The following is a 22560-nucleotide window of genomic DNA, read 5'->3' as shown; positions in this document are numbered from 1 at the left end:
TCTCATTAAGGAGGAAGGTTTTGTCTATTCTTAGCAGGCCATAGCGAATGCTTTGGAACGGTGCATTGTGCATACTTGTGCTTGCTGGTGTACTTCTTTGGTTTGCTTAATAATTTGTGTAATTTGTTTGGCTTTATTTTCTGATACACCAATGCTTTGAGCCAATGTTTCATAATCATTATTTTGAACTGCTTTATGTTCATTTGGTGAGAGACGGGTGTTGATCTTTTTTACAAAGTTGCTGAGCTCTTTTTGACATAAAGGATTTTTTGTTAAAGCTTCTTGTTGTAATTCTTTTGGCAAGGCGAAGAGGTCTTGCAAGCTTTGACTTGGCATTTCTACCGTTTTTGCACGACGACTTTGTTCTGTTGCATGTTCTTGCGTAATTTCCTTTTCAGCATGTTTTACAGCATACGCGAAATTTGCAACGGCAGTACAGAGCATCTCAAGATGATTTTTAGCGTTTGCACGTGTCTGGTTTTGTAGTCCACATAAACTGAAACCGGCAAGATGAGAAATAGAGTGCGGTGCTCTTTCAATCTGGTTAGCGAGCTGTTGGCCTAAGCTTGGATTTTTGATGATTTCTACCATCTGTTTGTTTAATGTTTTTTCGTTACCATAAACAATTTTTGACAATTGCTGAACCTGTTTTAGGCTTGCGTGGACACAAGAATCTTCTGCAACCATTTGGGCCGTTTCATTTTCTGTCAAAGGGGCTAATCTTTCTTCTGGAATGAGAATGCTTTCAAGCTTTTTTGTTTTGGGAACGGTAAAGGTAAATCTATCACCAGGTTTTAATGTTTTGAGTTGTTCTGGCGTGAGCTGTTCTTTATTGCCGATGATGTAAGCGCCTTTCACATTGAAAGCAAAGCTATCATAACCAGCACCCCTATAGGTGCCCGTGTAAGTTTCACCTTCTTTTGCAACCATAACAGGGCGATCATTAACATTGCGCCCAAGTTCTTTCATGTTGCTCATGAATTCCTTTAAAAGAAGTATTTTATTGGGATTAGAGATATCTTCAAACAGATGTTGCATTGGTTCTAGATCACCATTTTCTGCTACAGCAACACTGGCGAGCATCATGCGTTCTTTTGTAATCAGTGAAAAATCAAGCTGATGCCCTGCTGCTTGAGCAAGCTTTTCAAAAAAGACCCGTTGTGTACGTCCATTTCCTTTTCTAAAAGGATGAAGTTGGTTAAGGGCGTTAAATAAGCTTATTGCTTCAGCGTTAAATTTCTCGCGCGTTAAGCCTTGCAAATTATCTTTTTCGGCAAGCGTTTGATCTAATTTTTGTAAACCGTCTTGGATTTCATCACCGAGTGCAAAAGGATTTTCCCATCCTGTTCTTTTCATTTCGGGCATAGCGGCTATGGTGCCATCTTCAAATGTAAAGGGGAGATGGCGCAGATATCCAGCCCATTCAAAGGTATTTTTAAATAAGTGGTGATGTATAGAGCATAGATAGGAGCTATCAAACTTTTCTGGTACGGGGGATTCACGCAGATTAACCATCGCTTCTGCTGTATCCTTTGAGCATTTCTCCAGAAAGGATTTTAAGTCTTTTATTCCATATTTATTTTTGAGTGTTGTGGTGTTTGGGTAGACATAATGATGGGGAGAAACTGTCTGTATATTTTTTGTCTTTGCTTTTGCTTTTGGCATCGCAGCTTCCTTATAATTTTACGTTGTCCATAAGAGTGTTAAATTTCTCGAGTGAAATATTCCCCTTTGCGTATTCTTCTAAAATTTTGAGTGTTGTAGGATGAAGCGCTATTCCCTCTATTGCATGGGTGCTGATGGCTGCTTCAACGGCTTCACGGCGTTTTTTCAATTCTTCTTCTGTCATCGATAAAAGATTTTCTCTGTTTTCTGTTTCTTTGGTTTTCACGCATTTTTCCTTTTATTTGCAATTGTTGCTTTAAAAGAGCCTTTGGCAGCCGGTGTGATTTTCTTTTAGTCACCTCCAAAGATGTTTCGTTGTTTGAAGGGATCGTAATAAATTTCTGTGACCTTAAATTTTCCTTCAATCCGTTTGCATTGGATGATGATATCAATCATTGAAATCAACAGTCCTCGAATATCATCACGCTCTAAATCACCACCGCCTTCACTTTCTTTGACCAAAAGGGTCATCTGCTCAAAGGCTGCAAGGGCTGTTGAGGCATGAACCGTTGTAATGGAGCCTGGATGACCTGAATTGACATTGCGGATATAATAAAAGGCTGTACCATCTCGAAGTTCTTGCAAAAGAATACGATCAGGACGCATCCGTAAAGATGATTCAAGCAACTCTTTGGGGCCAACGGAGGCTAAGCCTTGTCCATCTTTTGAATAGAACATTGAGACATGGTTAGGGTGTGGTATCACCAATTCTTGTGTGTCTTCGATGGTGATAATACGCTCTTCTTGAGGGATTTTTGCGATTAATGCTTTTGATAATGTTGTTTTACCCGAACCGGTTTTTCCCGCAATTAAAATATTTTTCTGGCATTCTACAGCTTGATTTAAAAAAGAGACAAAGTCTTTATTACAGTAGGCATTGGCTAATTTATGCTCGATGATTTTGAGTTCGTTAAAACGAGAATGATAGTCATTCAAGGGTGTGAAAGAGATCTGTTCACAGAGCGAGAAGAGGCCCTTATTTGCGAGTTCTTCGAGAGAAAAACTCTGCGATGATGGTTTACGAATTGTCATACTAATCGTGTCTTTTTCGACAGCGGGCGGAATGACAATTTGAATACGCTCATTGCCTGGTAGCGTTGCAGATAATATTGGGTTTTTGTCCGATATGTTTTGCTTGGAATAGGATGCGACAACTTTCGCAATCCCCATAAGCTCATTAAAAGAGAGCCCCGGTGCTTCTATTGTTTTCCATCCATCAAATCCTTCAGTCATGACTTGATAGGGACGATTGATAACAATTTCAAAGAGTCTATCATCTTTCAAAAAAGCACTGATGGGTTCAAGTTTTGTGAGAACAATCGCAACGGTTTCATCGCTCATGGTATGTAAGTTTGAGTTCATTCTAAAGTTACCGCCGAATTTTTGTAAAAGTTTCTTGAAACAGCTCGATTGATAATCTGTTTTTTGTTTTCGATGACTTTCAATTTATAAACGCTGGAAAAATCTAAATCGCGGGCAACAAAGATATTCACCATTTCCCCTTGGTTTTTGGATAATGTTGGAGGAATATTGGCGTAATTTTCTACGAGAATGTTTGCGATGTTTTGTCCTGAAGAGATTGTTTCAGTTTCTTCTTTTTCCTGTTTTTTTGATAAACGTTTATTGGCATAGTGTGTTGCATCTTTTATTAGTGAGACAAGAAGCGCAGACCCAATCCTCTCGAGCCAATGGTTATCAATATCTCCATCCATACCAGAACGCCCTAAAGCATCCGTTGCCGGTGAAGCTAAAGATATAATGATACCATTGGGGGTTTTTGCTCTATTCCATAGTACAAAGAGACGTGTTTGGCCTTTTTTCAATCCGGCGCGATATTCACCAACAATTTGGGTGCCTTTATCAAGAAGCACAACACGACCATTGTCTGATAAGATATCTCTGGAGATGATACAACTGGCAAAACCTTGTTGATCACTGTTGATGGCTGTTTCTAAAATACAAGGAATAGAAGTTCCCATCGCGATGATGTAGTTTCGATTGCCAAGGGTTGAAGCACGAATACCTTCAAGCACTGTGGGTTTGAGAAGATGATTAAAACGTTGTGTCGTTTCATCAGGTTTGCTTTCAAGTTGGTGAGGCAAAGCACCATTATTTGTTTGTGAATCTATTTTGCCTTGTTGTGTACTTGCATAAGCTAATACAGGAGCACGTTGTGCTGCTTCCAGCAGTGAGTTATCAGAATTTAATTGATTGATGTTTGGTGTTGGTAGCTCGACTTTTGGTAATAGAGCGTTATTTCGTTGAGGCTGTTCAAAGGGGGGAGGGGTAGGCTTTGCAGGACGAAAAAGCTCTGTTTGTTTTATAACTTTTCCTTCTTTTGAAGATTCAATTGGTTGCTTTTTGTCTGTAACAAGTGTTGAATAGGCTAAATAAAGACAGACACTGAAAAGAATAATAAGAGCAATAGCTTTCCCCACATTGTTCTGTTGACTTTTCCCTTGAGCATTTTTTATTGTATCGCGATCATTAATGCTTTTTTCATCCACGGTGTTATTCATGGCTGCTTCCTAGGTTCACTTTACGTTGTACAGATGGTGATGTCGTACCTGTTTCAGGATTAATTCCTTTTGGTACGAACCTTTTGTTAAAGATGCACAATACTTCATTCCCACGTCGTAGCGTGAATTGTGCAGCTGTTGCATGAACAATAACCTTGTTGCCTTTAATCGATTTGGGAATAAGCGCTTCTTGCCCATCAGGCGATACAATGTAAATGGCAGGGATTTCAATGTTGCCTAAAAAGGTAAAGGTTGTTGTTTTCCCATTATCATAGACAGAAGCAGGTTCAATAAGAGATGAGCCTTGAGCTTCATAAGCCCAATTGCGTGGTCCAAAATCTTCATGGATATTTAAAATATCATTGACAAAGTTTTCTTCACGTTGTTTTTCTTTTTCTGCTTCGGCTAATTTCTTACGTAAGGCTTCATCTTCTGGATAACGAAACTTTACCAAGAAATACGTCTCATTGCCGGCTGAAACATCGCCTTCACGGACTTGTAGCTCGAATTGATAAGAGCGTTGTGTTCCATCTTGGCGGCTTGTGACAATTTGTAAATTTGTCACAGGCTGAACTTCACGTGGTTTGAGAAAAACAAAGTGTCCAGCCGGTGCAACTTGCCAAGCAACCGAATTTCCAATTCCTACATAGGTTACTTCTTCATCAACGGCAAATTCTAGTTGAACCGAAGAGCGAATGGAGCCAATGATTTGTACGACGTTGTAGGGGTCATAATTGACAAATCTGATGCGGTTATCTTTACGTGCACTGACAGGCGCTGTTTCCGCAAGTGAGAGAGCTGTGTGAAAGCTGACAGTGATCGTAAAAATTAAAGAGATTGTTTGTAAAAGTCTGATCATTTTATCACCTCTGGATCAGATCTATATTCCGATACTTGAAAACCAAGAGGGTTGATAAGACGATCAGACGTTGAAATGTGTGCGTTCACGTAGGAAAAATTTAAGATTGAAATCCAATGGGAAATATTTTCTTTTTCATTCAAGTCTCTGATCGTTTTATAGTAACGAACTTGGATAAGATCTTTACTTATAAAAGAGATTGATTTGATTGTGATCGTAGCAATCATGTTATGATAAATATTTTGCGGACTTTCTGGATTATTGCCCGCGTACCATTTTGCAAAACGGTTTTGTTCTTTTGGAGAAGATAAAAGAGAGACTAAGCGAAAATTGTTTTCTGCTTCTGATGCTTGAAAACCTTCACGAGCGCGAACATATTGGCTGGCAAAATAACGCGTTATCGCTTCATCATAGTCGTTAGGGGATTCTTTTAGGGCGCTTACAGTATCAATAATGCCTGTTGAGTTATCAACGCGGATAACAAAAGGCTCTACCGTTTTCAAAGGTGTCAAAGCTGCGACAGCTAAAGCCAGCGCAATTGTCATCAATCCAAAAAGCACTGTTAAAGCCATGGAGATTTTCATCCGCACGCGCATGCTATGCATGCGATCAATGTCAAATGAGCGCGCTTCTTTTATATATTCTTCAAGGGCATCACTTTTCACGCATAACCTCCACAGTTTTATCAGATCGTGCTTCATGAATAACCGGCTTTAATAAAGCTGAATTGGCTGTTACTTTTTCACTTTCCAAAGTATTGAGAATGATGGGAGTGGTAACAGGCTTTACACTCTTTTCTGGGTAGACAATGTTTTTATTGTCCCAATTCCACTTATCTTTATTTAAAGCGCGTGTATGTTTGCCATTACAGCGTGGTGGTTTTTTAGGGCCACTCAAAGAGGCACAACCAGTAAGAGCGATTGTTAGGACCATAACAAAAGTTATTTTTCGTTTCATTTTTTGAACTCACAAATATCTTGGAATACAATGCATGAGAGCCTTTGTTCTGAACATTTTTACAAGTTTATGTGATGCAAGGTTTTGATTGGTTTTATTGTTAGACCCAAGATGTTAGATCTTATCTGGAACAGGATCATGGCGTGTACGCCAAAGGGCGCACACAAGGCAAAAACAAAAATGCTTATTCTTTTAAAGAGGTGCTTTATCTTAAAATCGACCACGACCGCCTCCAGATTTACCTGCTTTTGCTGCCGCCCCTGCCGCACTTCTAACAGCGTTACCGGCAGCTCCTGAGATTTGTGAAGTGGCACTTTTTACTGCATTGCCACTTGCTCTTGCACCATTGGAAAGCATTGTAAAAATCTGTCCTCCTGAAGAGACACCAGCGTTAAAGTATGGTCCGCCAGAGGCCAGCGCTGTTGCAATACCAGGAAGCGCACGGAAGATAATAACTCCTATGATCGAAATGACGATGACAGGGGGAAAAAGAACATAAATTGATTCATATGAAACTTTGAGAACCTGTAGGATAACTTGACATATAATGGTTCCAAGCATGATTACGAGAACTTGTAAAATGGTAAAATTGATCAAAGTTGTAATCCATGCATCGGAGTATTTTCGCGTTGCATTGAACAAATACAAACTAATGAATAGAGGCCCAAGACCTATAATCATGACGAGTGCAACTTGTGCAAACATTTGCACAATAAAACCACCTATACAAAAAAGAATAACCGCGAGAAGCATGATAGAACCAAGAAGACCCACAATGATCTTTTCAAAAAACCAAGCATTGTATAAGACTTCTTGATAACGTGAACTTGCCTTTAACAAAATATAATCAAAAACATTGGAGCTTGCAGGATTACTGTTAAGCGCATTCCCAATAGCATTGGATAAATCATTGAAGAAAATATCCTTGACATAAGTATTAAATGTATCCGCATTCGTTGCCATTGTTGTAACAACAACGATTTTAACAACATTATTGAGAAGACTATGCATGGAAAGCGCAACGCGACCTGTCATAACATTATAGCCATAAAGAAAGATAAAAATGATTGCGGCGAGATTTAAGGGCGCTGAAATAGCAGAAGATAGCCCACTCACCGTTGTGTCCATCACATTATCGAGGGGTTTTAAAATATACCCAGAAACGCTTTCAAAGGGAGAAAAACTAAAGTCTGACATCTGTACGCGCACTTTCAAGTTTTTCTTTTAATTGTTTTTCTTTTTCTTTTAACTGTTTTTCAATATGTTTATGCTTTTGTTGTTCCTTTTCTTCACGCAATTCGTCTTTTGTTTTCGTATCTCTTGCTTGAATCATATCAAGAGACTGAAGTTTTAAAGAATTCACTTGAAGATCGGCTTGAAGAAGAGAAAGTTTTATTTGAAGCTCTTGTTGAAGGGCTTGCAATTCTTCAGGCTTAGTGTCTTTTTTTGATTGAATATTTTCAAATTGATGATTTATTTCTTTGATTTTATTTGCAGTGTCAGTTGCTGTTTTATAAATAGTTTCAGCTGTTTCTGATTTTGCAGCATTTAATTTTTGTGTGTTCTCGAGTGCTTGTTTATAATATTCATCTACATCGGGTGGCGTTTGTGATATTGCATGAGAAATAAAAGAAAAAGATAACAGTGTAACTAAGCCATATTTTTTCATTGATTTTTTCTCCTTTGATAAAATATGGGCAGCCATTTGTCAGGGTCAGCTCCATATTCGTTGATAATTTCATTCATGAGTTCAATGTTTTTTGTTGTGCCGCTTAAAACGGCGATCTCATCATTCATTCCACGTAAGTTAAGTTCTGCAACGACGGAACTTTGTCCTTGTTTGATGAGAAAACGACGGGATTCTCTGCTTAACTCTGACTGTATCAGTTCAAATTCACGCTCAGTAAGTTTGAAAGCTTCGACATAATCATTGTAATTTGCTTTTTGATTTGGAAAAAATATTTGGGTGGGGCATTGCTCAATAATTGTGTGTGCGATTGTTGAGTTCAAAGCATCTTTAGGGCTTTGTGTTGCAAAGAGCATCATGCCATTTTGTTTACGGATTGTTTTTAGCCGATCTTGCGCAAAAGCTTTGAATGAATCATCTTCTAAAGCTTTCCAGAATTCATCAATGACGATAATGATACGTCGCCCATCAATCAAATCAAGAATGCGGTGAAAAAGATACATCATTAAGGGGCGCCGAATTTCTTCATTATCTAAGAAATCGGTCATGTCATATCCAATGAACTGCGCATTTAAATTGAGATCATCTTGGTCATTATCAAAAACCCATCCTAAATCATTGCCTCTAATCCAGCGTTGCAGCCGTATGGCAATTCCTTCTTTGGATGTGTTGTCAAAAAACAGTTGAAGGGCACCAAGAGAGCGCTGGGTTGGGGGTAAGTTTTCCAAGGAATCAATGGCTTTGGCGATATCTTGTCGCTCTTCTTCTGTTACGATTTGCCCTTCAGCGGTCACCAGCTTTAAGATCCAATTACGAAGAAAGATTTTATTTTTTTCGGTGTATTCCATGCCCTTTAAGGGAGCAATACCCGTGGGCTGCCCATTTTTTAAAGGTTTGTATTTCCCTCCTCCAGCCCGTACAAAAATCTCTGCTCCTTGATCTTTATCAAAAAAAACCATAGTTGGATTGTGTTTTTGTAATTGTGCAAGAAGAAAATTAACAATCACTGTTTTACCAGATCCTGATGGACCACAAACAAATGTGTTTCCAAGATCGCCATAATGAAAATTAAAATAGTAAGGTGAACCAGCCTGTGTTTTTAGCAATGCGACAGCAGCTCCCCAAACATTATCGTTCAGTTTGCCAACAGGGAAAGAATGGAAGGGCGATAAAGCAGCAAAATTTCTGCTGGTAATGGCGCCTGAACGCGCACGATAGCTAAAGTTTCCAGGAAGCTGTGCCCACCATGCTGCTTCCAATCCTAAATCTTCTCTGGCAATCACGGCTCCTCCATTGGTTAAATGGGAACGTGCTTTTGATAAGTTTTCAGACAATATTTTAGGATGATCAGCAAAAACAGCTAAAGAAATGTGGTGTTCTCCCAAAACAAAACGGTTTGATTCTAAATCATCTAGCGCTTCATCCAGTGCATCGATTTGTGAGCTAGCACGGTCAGCTGCATTGATCATTTGATTTTGTTTGCGGCTCATAATCGCACTGGCGGCTGCCTTACTTTTAAAGACAAAGGATTGTGTTAAGATGAATTCAAATGGCACCGTAAGCAGACCATCAGTCATACCTGGGCGTGTTTTAGAAGGATACTCTTTCCATCCAAACATGCCCACAAAGCGTTCATTGCTTTCATGGCGAATTTCGATAATTTCTTTCCCAAAAATAACACGATCCGAGTAAATTGTTGAAGCAATAGTTCCAAATGTGAGAGGAATACGCTCACGTCTTCCCCCCACTAGCTGGTGGAGAAATTCACTTTGTTCGGCAAATAAAAGTCCTTCATGTTCATAGATTGATAGTAGACGGACTTCATACTCTTCCAAACCTTGCATAAGATCTTGACTTAACTCTTCGAGTTTACGAATAGATTCTTCATCGGGCTCAGATTGTGTTTTCTTCGCTTTGCTCAAGCGCTGAAAAAATGAAACCAGCTTTTCTGTTTTATCCGCAGCCGGATTCCAAACCAGTGAAATAAATAGATCATTTCTATACAGTTCTTGCGAAACCATTTTCTTTTTATATTTTTCATCTAATGTTGTTGCAAAAGATGAAAGAAAATGACCCTCTGGGTATATCGTTTCACGGCGGCGGATGATGTGAGAATATAAAGCAAGCCGCTCATCTGCGATATTTTTTAAAAGGGTGTTTAATTGGTTGTGTAAAGAATTTAATTGATCAATATCCGCAGTGTCAAAATTTATACCTTCAACAGCCATCACAACCATTAAAGAGCGTGAATTTAAAGCAACGACATGTTGGTTGATGTAGCGTATATAGGGAATATATTCTTCAGGCAAAGTTTCCCGTTTCATTATTGACATCTGTTTCACCAGTTTCGTTCCTTCAGCTTAGTTCCTTATAAGTGCGGATAAGGCGTAAAGGGGAGGTTGAACCTCCTCCCCATCGGTTGAGGTTTTTTTGTTTTCCTCGGGTATTGAGCCATGCAAATAATACGCGAAATTGGTTGTGATCGTACTTTGTCACTTCTCGCAAAATAAAGTGCATCCCAATCCCAAGACCAAACATGGTAAAATCACTGGTCAAAATGAAAAGAATGGATGTCGCCATAACATTGAGCGCCATCGCTTCCATTGTAACACCAGCAAACATGGCCGGGCGCGTACAGGCAAGGAAAAGAGTATCTTCATTCATTTATGTTGTGCCCGCTAATTTAGTGACGAGAGCAGGGGCACCAAAAACAATAGCAATCCCCAGAACACAGTAAGCTGCTTTGCGTAAATCAATAAAGCCGTACATCCAGCCAATCCCCACAGCAGCAACACATATAATTGCAATGAGCCTTGCCGTTGGACCCGTCATCATTGTGACAATGTTGCCTAAAACACCATCAAGATTTCCCAGACCACCTCCACCAGTAGTAGAAGAAGCAGCATAAGAAAAATCAGATACAAAAACTGCCGTAAAAAGCAGCATGGTCACGATAAAAATGATGTTTTGGAATCTATTATCTGTCATTTTACCTCTCTTTAACAAATAATATTTGTTCATATGTCGACATTCCATTGCCTCTAACAAACTGGAAAGTGCTGTCATTTGATGACAGTTTAATTCTTCTCGTTTGTTTGTTTTAAAAGCCTTGATCGTGGATCTGTTCACTCTCAAGCTCTTCTTCGTAAAGAGACAGAAGTCTTTTCAAATTGAGATTGTGTTATATGAAAATGGCAATTTTAAGTTGTGTATATTGGTAAAAATAACAATATTAAAATAATGAAAGAAAGAATATCATTCTTTACAAAATGTAGTTAATCTGCAACACTTATATTTGGATTTTTTCTTTAAAAACAAGGGGATTGCTGATCAATAATCTGACATGATAGGAAAAAAACGAATTTTTTGAGCGAGCGTGTTAAGAGATGCTATTTAAATTGATTGTTATTATTTACATTATGGGGGCTACGGTGTGGGGATTAAGCCAATATAAAGATAAAATGGATTTCAGCATTCTTAAAACATTTGAGACGCAAGATATCCAAGATATTGTCGATCTCTATCGAGAAGAAAAAAAGTTGGGTAGATCTATCACCAAACAGCAATTAGAAAAAAATGAACCAGCTCTCGATTTGCAGAAGAGTGTTTCATTAAATGATGTTGCAAATAATGCTGTTGTTTTTCATGGTAAGGCTTCTGTTACAAGTGGGGTTACATTTAAATTACTGACGCCTGCTGCACAATCTTGGCGCTCACATATCTCCCGTGATATTCATCTTTATGGTGTGGACACATGTGCACCCCGTCAAAAAGCAAGATTAAATGATCAAGAATGGCCCTGTGGTGCGGTTACAACGGCTTGGCTTGTCACCAAAACACTTGGGCAGGATTTATCCTGTAAACAGGCTTTGATGCACAATGGTGTTTATTATGCGCAATGTTTTGTTCAAGGGGTTGATTTAGCTGAGGAAGGTCTTAAAGAAGGTATGTTGGTACTCTCAAAAGAGGGGGAAAATCCTATTCCAGCCCAGTATCATCATGCGGAAGAAAAAGCACGTGGCAACAAGATTGGTCTTTGGTCGAGTGATTTCACTGAACCTTTAAAATGGCGGCGAGATAATGGATCCTATAACCCCTTTGCTAGTCCATGATTGGTTTTAACGAACATATTTACTTAAATTTTTATAGAGAAAACTTTATCAGTAAAATTGTACCAAATCGTAGAGCAAATTTGAATAAACGGTGAGATTATTTTCGTTTAGGAAGTAAATGGATGGTACTTTCCTTTTCAAGGGAGGGTTGCTTTCAAAATCGCTTCTCTATTTTTACTTATGTGTTTTATAAAAGCGGGAAAATGTCATTGTTGGTGGCAAAGCATTTTTGAGTATTTGTGTTTGAAGGAGAAAGTGAGGCGATAAAAAACGCTCAAGAAACGGATTTCTAGAGCGGTGTTGATAAAAGTAAAAAATAAACAGACCCAAAAATGGTGTAACGTTTGATATAACGGATAAAATCTTTCACAATGCCTTAAAAGAATTCATAGCAAAAGTTTTTTCATCAGAATTTTGTCTTCAGGATTGGATCACGTTTTTTACTTCTTTAAAAGTGATCAATCTGTTGCATTCCTTGAAAAGCTTTCATAATTATCTGCTTTTAAATTCAGACTTTCAAATGATGGATGGATTTCAAATAGACTCTATACGAAGAAATCTTCGTAAAATGATTTGCATTGCTGATTGTTTTCTATATATCACAAAACGTTTCTATTTAGGCCTCGATGGAGGAACAATAATCAACATACAAATAGGTAAAAAGAGTTCATACTTTTTTGTTATAGCTTTGTGGTTTAATGATCGTGAGACTTAAGTCTTATAATGCTCATAGGCTTTTTATAGGGCTAAGGGCGATGCCTATTGCAATGTAACTATTTGAAATCAGTTGAACAAAAGCATTAATGCGCCTTCTGATTTCATCGTTTGTATTCAGTTTGGGCTCTTTCCCTTCTTATTGTATTTTATGACAAACTCATACGATGGCTATTGTGAGCTCTTCTTGCGTTACTTTACTCAGAGTGTTCACTTTGAAAGCAAGCAAGTGGATAGTGAGGCTGTATTCTCATACAGTGTGAAAATTCAACCCTCATTTGGGGGGGATAATATTAACAGATAAGGTATTTAAAGAGGAGTAAAATGAAAAAAATTATTTATTATGCATGACTCTATTATTCGTCGTGGGGTGTGAAAAACCTATAGCGTAGAAGATTTAAAAAAAGATGCAAAATTAAGAGAAGAATGGGGAACGAAGTGTTCTCTTTCAGGACAAGCTGTTAAGGAATCTAAAAACTGTCAAAATGTTTTACAAGCAGATACTGAAATGTTTTTCTCGCCAAAGCTTGATGTTACAGACCGTGGTCATGCATCTCAACAGTAAAGTGTGATATAAAAATTCTAAAATAAAGAAGTTACGGCTTAACGAATGCTCGCTTCTTCAATTGTTATAGCGGAATTTTTTTATCATTTTTCATCTTTCAGATGAGCTCCCCAAATCATATTCGCAATCCTATTGTTTGTTTCAACTTTATCAGATTGAGGATTATAATCATGAGAGAACTGGATAGCATTGTCTTATAGAAATATCTCTCAAGGTATCCAAGCCTATTTTGCGACGCTGTTCGTAAAGGGTATAACGGTAAATCCATTGAGCCCCCCATCTTTACGCTTCATAACGGAGTAAGCCTTGCACCATCACACAGTTTGTCAGCTTGTGGGTGTTGCTTACAGCTCTTGGTAATTGAGACGGTTCGTTTGAGGCATTTTTAATTCTTACTTAATAGTTTTTATCCATACGCCTCTTCCCACTTGTAACCTGCAAGAGATATAGTTTTGGTTGATTCAACATGGAACAAGTCTGAAATGAAAGAATCTTACGATATTCTGGATTCTCATTCAACATGTAAAATAATAAATTGTCTTTATAAATCAATGTTTTGCCTTATGATAGAGTTGGTGTAGCATTGAGATTTTAGAGGGAAAATATGCCTTTAAGACTCTATAACAGATACTAAGTCTTTAATAGCAGGTATATTAAATGTACATCATTTAAAATAAATAGAGCGTCCATAGCGAAAAGGGGGCCACTCTTTAAATACAGATAAATACTTATTCTGTTGTGCTGTAAAACGCTATTGTTTGCGGGTGTGGTGATATAAGACATAAAACTTTATACATGGGGTGTTTTGATAAGAGAGTGTGATGAATATTCAAGGGAGGGCTTGTTTATATAATTTTGTGAAAGGAACCATATGAAATGGGAAGCTGAGAAGGAGCTATTTTTGAAAAGGCGGATCGTTTATCAATCGGTTTGAGGAGGGGGGCATCCTTTTGGGGTGTGGGGAGAAAGACAAGAATAGGGTGTGTAGCACTTTATAGCTATGCTTTAAAGCGTTTTAATTTTGATCACAAATTAAGTTTAAAATCGCTTTCTGCTTGACAGATGTGAGGACTCTAAAACTTTTTAAAAGCAAATATTCCTCTTTGCTCGAGGCGATTTCATCATAATGGTACGGGGCGTTGTCTTTTTTGATGATATCAGTGTAAAAAAAGGCAAGTGGAACATTCAAAATATCGGAAATTTCCTTTAAACGTTCTGCGCTCACGCGATTTAAGCCTTTTTCATACTTTTGGATTTGTTGAAAAGTGACACCTAAATGATGCCCTAATGTTTTTGAGACATTTTTAGCACTTTTCGCCTAAAGCGAATTTTTTTGCCTACAAAAAGATCAATATTAAGATTTTGAGCTTGCATTTTCCCCCTCCAGGTGCGAGCGCCCTCGCATTGGTATTCCGGGAGCTTGAAAACACTGAACCCTAGTCAGCATTTTGCTTTTAGTGCTTGGAGCACCTGGACATAGCAAAATCTCTCGGAATTCTGGGATACCCACATAGTGGGTTTATTTTTACGCTAGGGTTTCGGGTTTTCAAGACCCCTTTTGATCGTTGCGTATGCGATCAAAACACTTTTCGATTCATAAAGTAATTTTAGGAGATTGGCAATAAAAATAGTTTTTCTTGAGACGGATAGATTTTTTTTAATAGGAGGTTGTTTGCCTTTCAAACTTTTAAGGTTTGCTTACTCAACTCATGACATCAGATATGCATTTTACGAAGGTAAAGCTTGGTTTTTAAGCTCAAGGCACCGCTTACGGTGTTGCTCTTAACCAATAACCAAAATGGCTTGTTTTGATGCGTCTGAGATATCATGATGATAGGGGAAAGCTTTTATGAGTAAAGAGCCCTCATGCAAAATAAACTCAAAACATTATAGATCTGATTGTTGTATATTCACATGTTTGTTTTAGAAGATATTTCTCAATGTTAGCGCCTATTTTACAATGGCGCTTCGTAAAGTATATAGCGTAAAAGCCTCTATGAATGGGATAAAAGCTATATTGCTATCTTTACTGAAAAAAAGATGCTCGGACGACACATACTCTCTGCCAGTTCAAAATATTACGACAGTTTTTGCCTTTGAAAGGGAGCATAAGAGCTATTTTTTCTTTCTTCACGTGTTTTTATCTGTACGCTCTCTGCTTATAATGTGTAAGCGAATAGGTTTTGATTGACTCAATATAAACAAATTTGAAATGAGAAAATATATTGGGCTTTCTCATGATGCATGTTTTTAAGAGGGGGATACGTTTATTTTCTCAGTGAAGAATTTGAGTATTTTAGATAAAAAACTCTATCAACGTCGTTGTTGTTAGAATTAAAATTTTTATGAGAAAAATGAGCATTGGGGAATGATAAGCTTTTGCTATCAAGCATTTTAGAATTTTGCACAACTTAATGATAACTTAGTTATTTTATCATTTCTTATGATCTCTATAGACGATAAAAAGTTGGGATATGGTTTGAGAAAGCAGATGACACAAGTATTATCTTTCGGTAAGTAGTTTTAAAGTAAAAGACAGCTTTAAATGACAAATAGAGATAGGTGCACCATGAATGAACTTACCCATATTGAGACTATTATAGCGCATTATGATGCTGTTTTTTGTGATGTGTGGGGTGTTGTGCATAACGGTGTGCATGCATTTGAACCAGCGTTGAAGGCGTTGTATAAAATCCGACAAATGGGAAAAACTGTCATTTTATTAACCAATTCTCCTCGGCTACAGGAAGATGTTGCTGCTCAATTACAAAGCATGAATGTTCATAGCGACTATTATGATGCCATTATCACTTCAGGGGATGTAACGCGCGATCTTATTCAGACTGCTCCACGTAAAGTTTTTTTCATTGGTTCACAACGTGATTTGGTGCTGTTTGAAGGGTTAGAGTGTGAATTTGTTGAAGAATGGGAGGCTTCTGTTGTCGTCTGTAGCGGTTTTCTTGAAGATTTTGACGAAGAACCCTCTGCTTATGAGGAGATGTTTCGTCGTATGCGGTCGCGGAATTTACCTTTTATTTGTGCGAACCCAGATGTGATTGTCCATTATGGAAATAAAGAATTTTGGTGCGCTGGTGCATTGGCTCGTCTTTATCAACAATTAGGGGGGGAGGTGCGCATTGCTGGAAAACCTCACGCGCCTATTTATGAATGTGCCTTTGAAAAACTTCAAAAAATACGGGGAACAGTAGAAAAAAGTCAAGTTTTAGCTATTGGTGATGGTCTTTTAACGGATATTAAGGGGGCGGCTCATTTTGGTCTTGATGCCCTTTATATTATGGGGGGGATTCATCATTATGATTATACGCAAAAGGGTGTGGTTGATAAGCAAGCTTTGCATTCTTTTCTTGAACATCATGGTTATAAACCACAAGCAATCATGTGGGCACTTCAGTAATGACTAATTTTTTGCGTCTTCAGGGAATTCATATGTTTCCCTCGGCTTGGCGGGGAGCAGTGTTGGCACTTGGAAATTTTGATGGTGTTCATTGTGGGCATCAGGTGGTGTTGCAAAAAGCACTTGATTTCGCGCGTATAAAAAAGAAACCAGCTGTTGTTTTAACTTTTGAACCCCATCCAAGAAGTTTTTTTCAACATTCAGCTCCTGTCTATCGTTTGACAGAGGCAGCTGAAAAAGCTGAAATTTTTAAAACCCTTGGTTTTGACGGCGTGATTGAACAGCCCTTTGATGCACAGTTTGCCGCTCTTTCAGCGGACGAATTTATTAAGTCGTTTTTAAAGGAAGTTTTTGATGTTTCAGTTGTGGTGACAGGCGAAAATTTTCAATTTGGTCATCAGAAAAGTGGAAATGTACATCTTCTTTGCCAAAGAGGAGAGAAATATGGATTTGAGGTTGTGCAAGTTCCTTGCGTTGCTCGTCCTCAAGAGTCACAATCTTTGATCATTTCCTCGAGTTTTATTCGGCAACTTCTCTCACAAGGGGAAGTGGACAAAGCAGCCCATTTGTTAGGGTATCACTATCGGATACGCTCCAATATTATTCAAGGTGAAAAACTTGGACGTCTTTTGGGATTTCCTACCGCTAATCAAATGTTGCCTCCCCAAGTTCGTTTGGCTCATGGTGTTTATGCGGTACGTTTGCGTCGTGCGAACGGTGTTTTGTATGATGGTGTTGCAAGCTTTGGTTGTCGTCCAACGGTTGTTAAGGATGGGGCGCCCCTTTTGGAAACCTATTTGTTTGACTTTAACGACGACCTTTATGGGGAAAGCTGTACCGTTTCTTTTTTCCAGTTTTTGCGAGGACAAGAAAAATTTGATGGGCTTGAACCTTTGATTGCGCAAATGCATCGTGATGAAAAAAAAGCAAAAGAAATTTTAAAGACAGTACAACCATTATCAACGTTGGATAGGCTGCTTACTTTTAAAAATATGTCCTAAACTGATCTGAAAAAGAGAGAAGAGCCGTAAAAATAGCACTTAAAGTGATTATAATCACAAAGATATATTCCAAAACATCGTGGAATATATGTTTTTTCCGTTGTTGAGAGGGAGAATCGAATATCTGAAGATCTGATTTTGGCATCATTTTTTTCAAAGTTAACGTTATGGTTTTTGTTGTCATTCAAAACTTTACTGCTTGTTTCTTTCTGATACGTTAAAACTTATCATAAAAGATGCAGTAAAGAATAAGCAACCAGCCTATTTAGCACTAATAGACGTGAAGAAGGAGAAAGGCTGTTTTTAAAATTTCTTGCGATCTTAAGCTTATAGTTTGATAAAATTTAATTGATGACTTTTTTTATTTAAAAGTTTATTGTTTCTTTTTTCTAATTTGGCTTATTATGTCATTTATGCTGTATCATCGTTTATGATGAGAGTTGGTTCGTGTAACCTTACGCATGTGATATTTTGTATTATGTAATGAATATTTTTAAAAAAGTTTTGTTTGTCGAGTCTTGTGAAGAAGATTAGTGGTCAGCAGCAGTTTTCGTGCTGACCAATCACGTAAACGAGAATGAAGCTGCTGGAAAATGCTTTAAGTTTCGTTTCTCTTGTATATTGTGATGGGGAATGCATATTAAGGAGACTGCGATTGATTGTAGATAAAAGAAATCATTGCGAGAAAGCAGGTGTATTGTTTCAAAATTTCTAATGCTTTTGATGGATAAAGGCACAATTTTGTTGTCGTAACACGTCAATCCTTCAGATTTTCAAGTTAAAAACTATCCATATATTTCCTTTGTCTTTCACAAATGTAACGCCTATAATGAAAAGGAAAGACAGTCTTGTAAGGATATGAAAACACAAAGCCAATAATGTTTTGTTGTTTTTTGATAGAAATATTGGATAAAAGTTAGAACATCTTTCCAATCTATGTTCGGTCTATTCATGACTTTATGGTGTTGTTTTTCTTATAAAACTTTTTCTTTAGCGATCCTCAACGCAGCAATATGGCAGTAATATGTTTGAGACAAAGATTAAGGCGCTTTAGTGCTCTCTCTGCTGTTACAGCTTTTGTATGCTAGATGAGGAGAGCCCTATTGCATTATCCATTTGCGTAATCTCTGAAACCGGTTTACAGCCTTATTGGGAAAAAATATGAAGTTATAAAGGGGAAAATCAGTCCAGATGACAGTCTTTTTTAAATTTGGCGTTGCTACTTTCAAAAGGGTCCAGAGCAATATCTCTTAAATCATGAAAATAACAGCTTCAGGCTTTTGTTGTTCTTTGAATAGGATATCATGTCCCACAGGTAAAATAAAATGCTGGAATATACTTGTGTTGCTAATTTATGCACTTCTTTTAAAGAAATATCTCTCAACGTTTCCCATATTCATTTTCATGATGGCACTCATGAATGGTATCATGCAAGTTTCGTTGAGCGCTATCATCTTTATGCCTAATAAAAGAGCAATCTAGCATCATCAGTTATATTGACAAGCCTTTAGTGTTGTACAGCTTTGGCTATTTGAGAGCGTTTATGAGAGGGATTTTTTCTTAACTCGTTTTACTTCACACCAACACTTCCTGCTTGTGACATGCAAGAAACACGCTTTTGATTGATTCACTATAAATAGGCTTGAGAGAATCTTACGGTATTAGGATTTATCACTCAATGTGCAAAATAATTAATTGTTATAAATCAATATGTTGCAGTTAATCATAGATTATGGCTTACGGCTTTTTATAAAATACTCTGCATGCCTTTTATTCGGAATATAGGGTTTTCTTAGTGGTTTTACTGTCGTTTTAGGTGTCTGTGGCGTACGAATGAGTTCGTATTGGTAAAGGAAGAGAAAAAGAAGGTGGAGCAGTGATAAAAGGTGAGGTGAAAATAATTTTCTTTGATCATCATATGAATTTGCATGCATTTTTATGGCTTCGGGTGTGCATGCTTGTTGTATATTGAGGTGCAAAGCTTGCTTGTAAAGTTTTATGAAGTGGCAAGCCAAGGGAAAGGCGCAAGACAAAGATTATTGACAGATTGTTTTTTAAAAATCGATGTGTATTTAAAAATCTTCGTCTTTTAAGGCGAGGAGGAAGTGTGCGAAACCTCTGTTTAAAGACGCGCTAAACGATAAAGATGCAGCGAGCGTGATCCGTGATGACAATAGGCAAGAAGAGGCAGAGAGGCGGTTTTTAAAATTGTTTGCATGGCTTCAACAGCTGAATTTTCTATAGTTGGAGGAGAAATGGGAATGTGATAGGCTTTTATACCATATTCATTTGCGACCGTTTTAATGCTAGAAAAGTCAGGTTGATGGAGCTCTTCGTGATCGGGGCGGTTACAGATAATTGTTTTAAAACCAGCTTGTGCCAATGTTTTGATATTTTCTATGCTAAGTTGGGCGCTGATAAAAATATCAGGTTCAATTTGTTGTAAATTCATTTTTGTTTATTCCCAATTGCATGATCTTCACGATACCCTCTGGTCTGGTATATAGAAAGAACATAATGAAGGTAAGTTTTTCAGTGGCATCTTAACAAAAATATTCTTTTTGTCGAGAAAATCTATTTGGGAAAAATGAGCTATAAGATGCAAAATATCTCACTCCGCAACATATTCGTTATGCGATGTATGAAAGACGGATGTTTGGTCTTTATGGATAATCTATCGTGTTTACTAAACATAGACATTTCATTGTGTTGCTTGTTTACGCGCTTGCTAGAGGCACCCTTATTTCTCTTAAGCCCATTTTACTCTGTCGAGCGTCAAAGAGTATAAAATTCATGGATCACCACCCTTTTTACGCTTATGAAGAAGGAAGTCGGCACCTATTATATTTGCTAGCCCCCAATATTGTAACAGTTCTTGGTACTGGAGATTCTGCATAAGAAGCATTTTAAATCCTTTCTTGTACAGTTTTTGCCCACACGCCAATCCCGCTTTTAACGTACAAGAGACATGATTTTGATTAATTTAATATAAGAGGCATGAAATGAGAGAATCTTCCTGATTTCAGCTCTCTCATTCAACGCGTAAAACAATGAATTCTCCTTATAGTTTGTTGTATATTCAGAGTGGAGCTTGTTTGTAGAGTTGTATTAAGTGGATTGCATGAAGGGAGAAGCCAAAATGGCAGGCGCAAAATAAGAAGCTGGATCATTTACAGCGCATTGTTTACAGATCGACATGGATTTAAGAATCTTCGTTTTAGGGAGGGGGAAGAAGAGCATGCCTCTTTTAAATTTATTTTGTTATTTTCAAGAATATCATCTTCATAATGTTTTGCTCATGTTAAAGAATATTATAAAAAATTGCGGGCTATTGTTATTTATCCTGAAAATGGGAGAAATGGTTATTTTGCACGTATTGGATGCTTGTTTTTTTATTACTTTCAGTATAATCGTAAAAACGATAATACTGAAAGGCGTAATGGATGATCATTGGACTTTTGAATCAAAAGGGAGGTGTCGGAAAAACGACGTTGAGTGTTAATCTTGCTGCCAGTTTTGCACGTACTGGTACACGGGTATTGCTTATTGATGTTGACCCACAGGGAAGCGCATTGGATTGGGCTGCTGTACGTGAAGATGCTCCTTTGTTTTCAGTTATTGGTTTACCGCGTGCAACGGTTCACAAAGAGATTACACAGATTGGTCATGGTTATGATCATATTATTATCGATGGTCCTCCGCGTGTAACTGATCTTGCTCGTAGTGCTCTTATGGCTTCGGATTTGGTGCTTATACCTGTTTTGCCTAGTCCCTATGATATTTGGGCAGCGGATGGAATTGTAAAGCTGATTGACGAAGCACGCGTTTATAAAGAAAATCTCAAATCTGCTTTTGTTATTAATCGTAAAATAGTCAATACAGCGATAGGGCGTGATGTGAACGAAGCTCTTGGTATATACCCTGTGCATGTTCTTTCTTCTAGCGTTGCGCAGCGCGTGATTTTTGCAGAAGCAGCAGCACAGGGGAAGGCGGTTTATGAAGTTGATAAGCAAGGACCAGCAGCAGCAGAGATTGAAGCGGTTGCAGCAGAAATCAAGGAGTTAGTGCGATGAATAAAAAAATTAAAATCGGCACAAAACCAACGAATAAATCAATTCCTTTAACAGCGGATGCATGGGTAGGAAGCCACAAAGGGAGCATGAGTGGAGGTATGAAGCGCCTCACGATTGATATACCAGAAAGTTTGCATCGGTTGATTAAGGTCAGTTGTGCAAGTCGTGGAACTAAAATAGCTGATGAGGTCCGCGAATTGCTTTCACAAAAATACGGAAAAGTGTAAAAAATGATACGATAATTTCGTTGGTTTGAGTGCTTTTTCTAGAGATGATATCGATTGTTTTTATACGAAGTTAATAATAAAAGTGCTCTTCTTTTTTCACAATGGTTGCTTCATTCAAGTTGTTTTTCATAAGGTTCTGTATCATCGCATGAAAGAGCTATGAGTTTGCGAAAAATTCTCCGTTTCAAACTTTTCCCTATAAATGTGATAATCATCATACTACTTGTGATCTTATCCGCTAGATGAGTAGATAAGTTTATTTTCCATAAAATTATCTTGATAATGATTTTAAACATCAGGTTATTTTTTTGTTTATTGTACTTAATACATGCGTAAATAATGTAATTAAGAGTAGCGTTGATTATTTTTTTCTGTTATGCAGCAATCCGTTTTATTAAATTATGTTCATGTTTATAAGGGGGGGATAAAAATAAGTAAAATTTACTGATATTGACGCGCTATAAGTTTTCCTAATAAACAAAAGAAGTCATTGAGCATATTATAGACAATATTTCTTACATTTATATGACTTTATAGTCTTAAATAGTTAATGCCAGTCGTAATGGTACGCAAGGCAATAGGCTTTTTTCTTCAATTGGAATGTATAAGATCGCTTTTTTAGCATTTCTATTGGCTTTTAAAAAGTACAGGGGGGACTTAAAGCTTTCTTTCTTTTCCGGTGGTTTAGAAATGATAAGAGCGCAATCTGTTGATTAAAAGGTGTATTTTTTCGTTTGCAGGGAATTTGCAATGGATATAGGCATGA

At 37.6% G+C, this 22560-nt stretch carries 18 protein-coding genes and 3 pseudogenes; 6 read left to right on the top strand and 15 right to left on the bottom strand.

Features of this window, described 5'->3' with window-relative positions; genetic code table 11:
• Positions 1 to 30 precede the first annotated feature (30 nt).
• From ACFINI_RS06445 to ACFINI_RS06390, 12 genes are all read right to left on the bottom strand, one after another.
• Positions 31 to 1665: a BID domain-containing T4SS effector gene (locus ACFINI_RS06445; protein ID WP_375646896.1), complete on the bottom strand. Its 1635-nt coding sequence runs from the start codon at positions 1663 to 1665 to the stop codon at positions 31 to 33.
• Between the two features lie 10 nt (positions 1666 to 1675).
• On the bottom strand, positions 1676 to 1849 hold the full coding sequence (locus ACFINI_RS06440) for an antitoxin VbhA family protein (RefSeq protein ID WP_375646959.1): 174 nt from the start codon (positions 1847 to 1849) through the stop codon (positions 1676 to 1678).
• A gap of 107 nt (positions 1850 to 1956) precedes the next feature.
• On the bottom strand, positions 1957 to 3027 hold the full coding sequence (gene virB11, locus ACFINI_RS06435) for a P-type DNA transfer ATPase VirB11 (RefSeq protein ID WP_375627906.1): 1071 nt from the start codon (positions 3025 to 3027) through the stop codon (positions 1957 to 1959).
• Positions 3024 to 4184, bottom strand: a complete 1161-nt coding sequence (virB10, locus tag ACFINI_RS06430) for a type IV secretion system protein VirB10 (RefSeq protein WP_375627908.1) — start codon at positions 4182 to 4184, stop codon at positions 3024 to 3026. Before virB10 ends, virB11 begins: the two co-directional genes overlap by 4 nt.
• Entirely contained in the window at positions 4177 to 5043 is an 867-nt protein-coding gene (gene virB9, locus ACFINI_RS06425) for a P-type conjugative transfer protein VirB9 (protein ID WP_375612192.1), read from the bottom strand. Before virB9 ends, virB10 begins: the two co-directional genes overlap by 8 nt.
• A complete protein-coding gene (locus tag ACFINI_RS06420) occupies positions 5040 to 5744 on the bottom strand; it encodes a virB8 family protein (protein ID WP_375610599.1) in 705 nt (234 codons plus the stop codon). Before ACFINI_RS06420 ends, virB9 begins: the two co-directional genes overlap by 4 nt.
• Complete coding sequence (locus ACFINI_RS06415) at positions 5698 to 6000, bottom strand: type IV secretion system protein VirB7 (RefSeq protein WP_375610598.1); 303 nt, start codon at positions 5998 to 6000, stop codon at positions 5698 to 5700. Before ACFINI_RS06415 ends, ACFINI_RS06420 begins: the two co-directional genes overlap by 47 nt.
• Positions 6001 to 6210: 210 nt before the next feature.
• A complete protein-coding gene (locus tag ACFINI_RS06410) occupies positions 6211 to 7197 on the bottom strand; it encodes a type IV secretion system protein (RefSeq protein ID WP_375610597.1) in 987 nt (328 codons plus the stop codon).
• Positions 7184 to 7669 (bottom strand): type IV secretion system protein VirB5, encoded by a 486-nt coding sequence (locus ACFINI_RS06405; RefSeq protein WP_375646890.1) that lies wholly within the window; start codon positions 7667 to 7669, stop codon positions 7184 to 7186. Before ACFINI_RS06405 ends, ACFINI_RS06410 begins: the two co-directional genes overlap by 14 nt.
• Positions 7666 to 10020, bottom strand: coding sequence for a VirB4 family type IV secretion/conjugal transfer ATPase (locus tag ACFINI_RS06400; RefSeq protein ID WP_375646887.1), 2355 nt, complete (start codon positions 10018 to 10020; stop codon positions 7666 to 7668). The genes ACFINI_RS06405 and ACFINI_RS06400 overlap by 4 nt, the downstream gene beginning before the upstream one ends.
• A 22-nt stretch (positions 10021 to 10042) precedes the next feature.
• Positions 10043 to 10351, bottom strand: a complete 309-nt coding sequence (locus tag ACFINI_RS06395; RefSeq protein ID WP_212112790.1) for a type IV secretion system protein VirB3 — start codon at positions 10349 to 10351, stop codon at positions 10043 to 10045.
• Positions 10352 to 10675 (bottom strand): TrbC/VirB2 family protein, encoded by a 324-nt coding sequence (locus ACFINI_RS06390; RefSeq protein ID WP_375646956.1) that lies wholly within the window; start codon positions 10673 to 10675, stop codon positions 10352 to 10354.
• Between the two features lie 398 nt (positions 10676 to 11073).
• Between ACFINI_RS06390 and ACFINI_RS06385 the strand changes: the two genes are divergently transcribed.
• Both ACFINI_RS06385 and ACFINI_RS06380 read left to right on the top strand, forming a co-directional pair.
• Positions 11074 to 11799: a hypothetical protein gene (locus ACFINI_RS06385; RefSeq protein ID WP_375646886.1), complete on the top strand. Its 726-nt coding sequence runs from the start codon at positions 11074 to 11076 to the stop codon at positions 11797 to 11799.
• 1150 nt (positions 11800 to 12949) lie between these two features.
• Positions 12950 to 13078 (top strand): annotated as a pseudogene (locus ACFINI_RS06380) (hypothetical protein); the annotation flags it as partial.
• Positions 13079 to 14093: 1015 nt separating this feature from the next.
• Here the strand turns inward: ACFINI_RS06380 and ACFINI_RS06375 are convergent.
• Positions 14094 to 14452, bottom strand: a pseudogene (locus ACFINI_RS06375) (helix-turn-helix domain-containing protein).
• A gap of 1195 nt (positions 14453 to 15647) precedes the next feature.
• Between ACFINI_RS06375 and ACFINI_RS06370 the strand changes: the two are divergent.
• Together ACFINI_RS06370 and ACFINI_RS06365 are read left to right on the top strand one after the other, a co-directional pair.
• Positions 15648 to 16493, top strand: coding sequence for a TIGR01459 family HAD-type hydrolase (locus tag ACFINI_RS06370; protein ID WP_375610592.1), 846 nt, complete (start codon positions 15648 to 15650; stop codon positions 16491 to 16493).
• Entirely contained in the window at positions 16493 to 17494 is a 1002-nt protein-coding gene (locus ACFINI_RS06365; protein ID WP_375646885.1) for a bifunctional riboflavin kinase/FAD synthetase, read from the top strand. The genes ACFINI_RS06370 and ACFINI_RS06365 overlap by 1 nt, the downstream gene beginning before the upstream one ends.
• Before the next feature lie 1730 nt (positions 17495 to 19224).
• On the opposite strand, the pseudogene ACFINI_RS06360 reads toward ACFINI_RS06365, so the two are convergent.
• Together ACFINI_RS06360 and ACFINI_RS06355 are read right to left on the bottom strand one after the other, a co-directional pair.
• Positions 19225 to 19458 (bottom strand): annotated as a pseudogene (locus ACFINI_RS06360) (D-alanyl-D-alanine carboxypeptidase); the annotation flags it as partial.
• Between the two features lie 158 nt (positions 19459 to 19616).
• A complete protein-coding gene (locus ACFINI_RS06355) occupies positions 19617 to 19946 on the bottom strand; it encodes a TIGR01244 family sulfur transferase (protein ID WP_375646884.1) in 330 nt (109 codons plus the stop codon).
• Positions 19947 to 20937: 991 nt separating this feature from the next.
• On the opposite strand from ACFINI_RS06355, the gene parA reads away from it, so the two are divergent.
• Together parA and ACFINI_RS06345 are read left to right on the top strand one after the other, a co-directional pair.
• Positions 20938 to 21567: a ParA family partition ATPase gene (gene parA, locus ACFINI_RS06350; RefSeq protein ID WP_375646883.1), complete on the top strand. Its 630-nt coding sequence runs from the start codon at positions 20938 to 20940 to the stop codon at positions 21565 to 21567.
• Complete coding sequence (locus ACFINI_RS06345) at positions 21564 to 21794, top strand: plasmid partition protein ParG (RefSeq protein WP_273790969.1); 231 nt, start codon at positions 21564 to 21566, stop codon at positions 21792 to 21794. The genes parA and ACFINI_RS06345 overlap by 4 nt, the downstream gene beginning before the upstream one ends.
• Positions 21795 to 22560: the final 766 nt, after the last annotated feature.

It is taken from the genome of Bartonella sp. AA56HLJMS (genome assembly GCF_042197145.1).
In the GTDB taxonomy this organism is placed as follows: Bacteria; Pseudomonadota; Alphaproteobacteria; order Rhizobiales; family Rhizobiaceae; genus Bartonella.
The sequence above is the reverse complement of the archived record's forward strand: the minus strand, read 5'-3'. Positions and strand labels throughout refer to the sequence as shown.

Bases quoted from the DNA above. Each gene is read 5' to 3' on its own strand.
- ACFINI_RS06345 (WP_273790969.1), top strand. From the start codon at position 21,564: ATGAATAAAAAAATTAAAATCGGCACAAAACCAACGAATAAATCAATT.
- ACFINI_RS06440 (WP_375646959.1), bottom strand. From the start codon at position 1,849: ATGACAGAAGAAGAATTGAAAAAACGCCGTGAAGCCGTTGAAGCAGCC.
- ACFINI_RS06385 (WP_375646886.1), top strand. From the start codon at position 11,074: ATGCTATTTAAATTGATTGTTATTATTTACATTATGGGGGCTACGGTG.
- ACFINI_RS06355 (WP_375646884.1), bottom strand. From the start codon at position 19,946: ATGAATTTACAACAAATTGAACCTGATATTTTTATCAGCGCCCAACTT.
- ACFINI_RS06410 (WP_375610597.1), bottom strand. From the start codon at position 7,197: ATGTCAGACTTTAGTTTTTCTCCCTTTGAAAGCGTTTCTGGGTATATT.
- ACFINI_RS06365 (WP_375646885.1), top strand. From the start codon at position 16,493: ATGACTAATTTTTTGCGTCTTCAGGGAATTCATATGTTTCCCTCGGCT.
- ACFINI_RS06400 (WP_375646887.1), bottom strand. From the start codon at position 10,020: ATGTCAATAATGAAACGGGAAACTTTGCCTGAAGAATATATTCCCTAT.
- ACFINI_RS06415 (WP_375610598.1), bottom strand. From the start codon at position 6,000: ATGAAACGAAAAATAACTTTTGTTATGGTCCTAACAATCGCTCTTACT.
- ACFINI_RS06370 (WP_375610592.1), top strand. From the start codon at position 15,648: ATGAATGAACTTACCCATATTGAGACTATTATAGCGCATTATGATGCT.
- virB10 (WP_375627908.1), bottom strand. From the start codon at position 4,184: ATGAATAACACCGTGGATGAAAAAAGCATTAATGATCGCGATACAATA.
- parA (WP_375646883.1), top strand. From the start codon at position 20,938: ATGATCATTGGACTTTTGAATCAAAAGGGAGGTGTCGGAAAAACGACG.
- virB9 (WP_375612192.1), bottom strand. From the start codon at position 5,043: ATGATCAGACTTTTACAAACAATCTCTTTAATTTTTACGATCACTGTC.
- ACFINI_RS06445 (WP_375646896.1), bottom strand. From the start codon at position 1,665: ATGCCAAAAGCAAAAGCAAAGACAAAAAATATACAGACAGTTTCTCCC.
- ACFINI_RS06395 (WP_212112790.1), bottom strand. From the start codon at position 10,351: ATGAATGAAGATACTCTTTTCCTTGCCTGTACGCGCCCGGCCATGTTT.
- ACFINI_RS06405 (WP_375646890.1), bottom strand. From the start codon at position 7,669: ATGAAAAAATATGGCTTAGTTACACTGTTATCTTTTTCTTTTATTTCT.
- ACFINI_RS06420 (WP_375610599.1), bottom strand. From the start codon at position 5,744: ATGAAGCACGATCTGATAAAACTGTGGAGGTTATGCGTGAAAAGTGAT.
- virB11 (WP_375627906.1), bottom strand. From the start codon at position 3,027: ATGAACTCAAACTTACATACCATGAGCGATGAAACCGTTGCGATTGTT.
- ACFINI_RS06390 (WP_375646956.1), bottom strand. From the start codon at position 10,675: ATGACAGATAATAGATTCCAAAACATCATTTTTATCGTGACCATGCTG.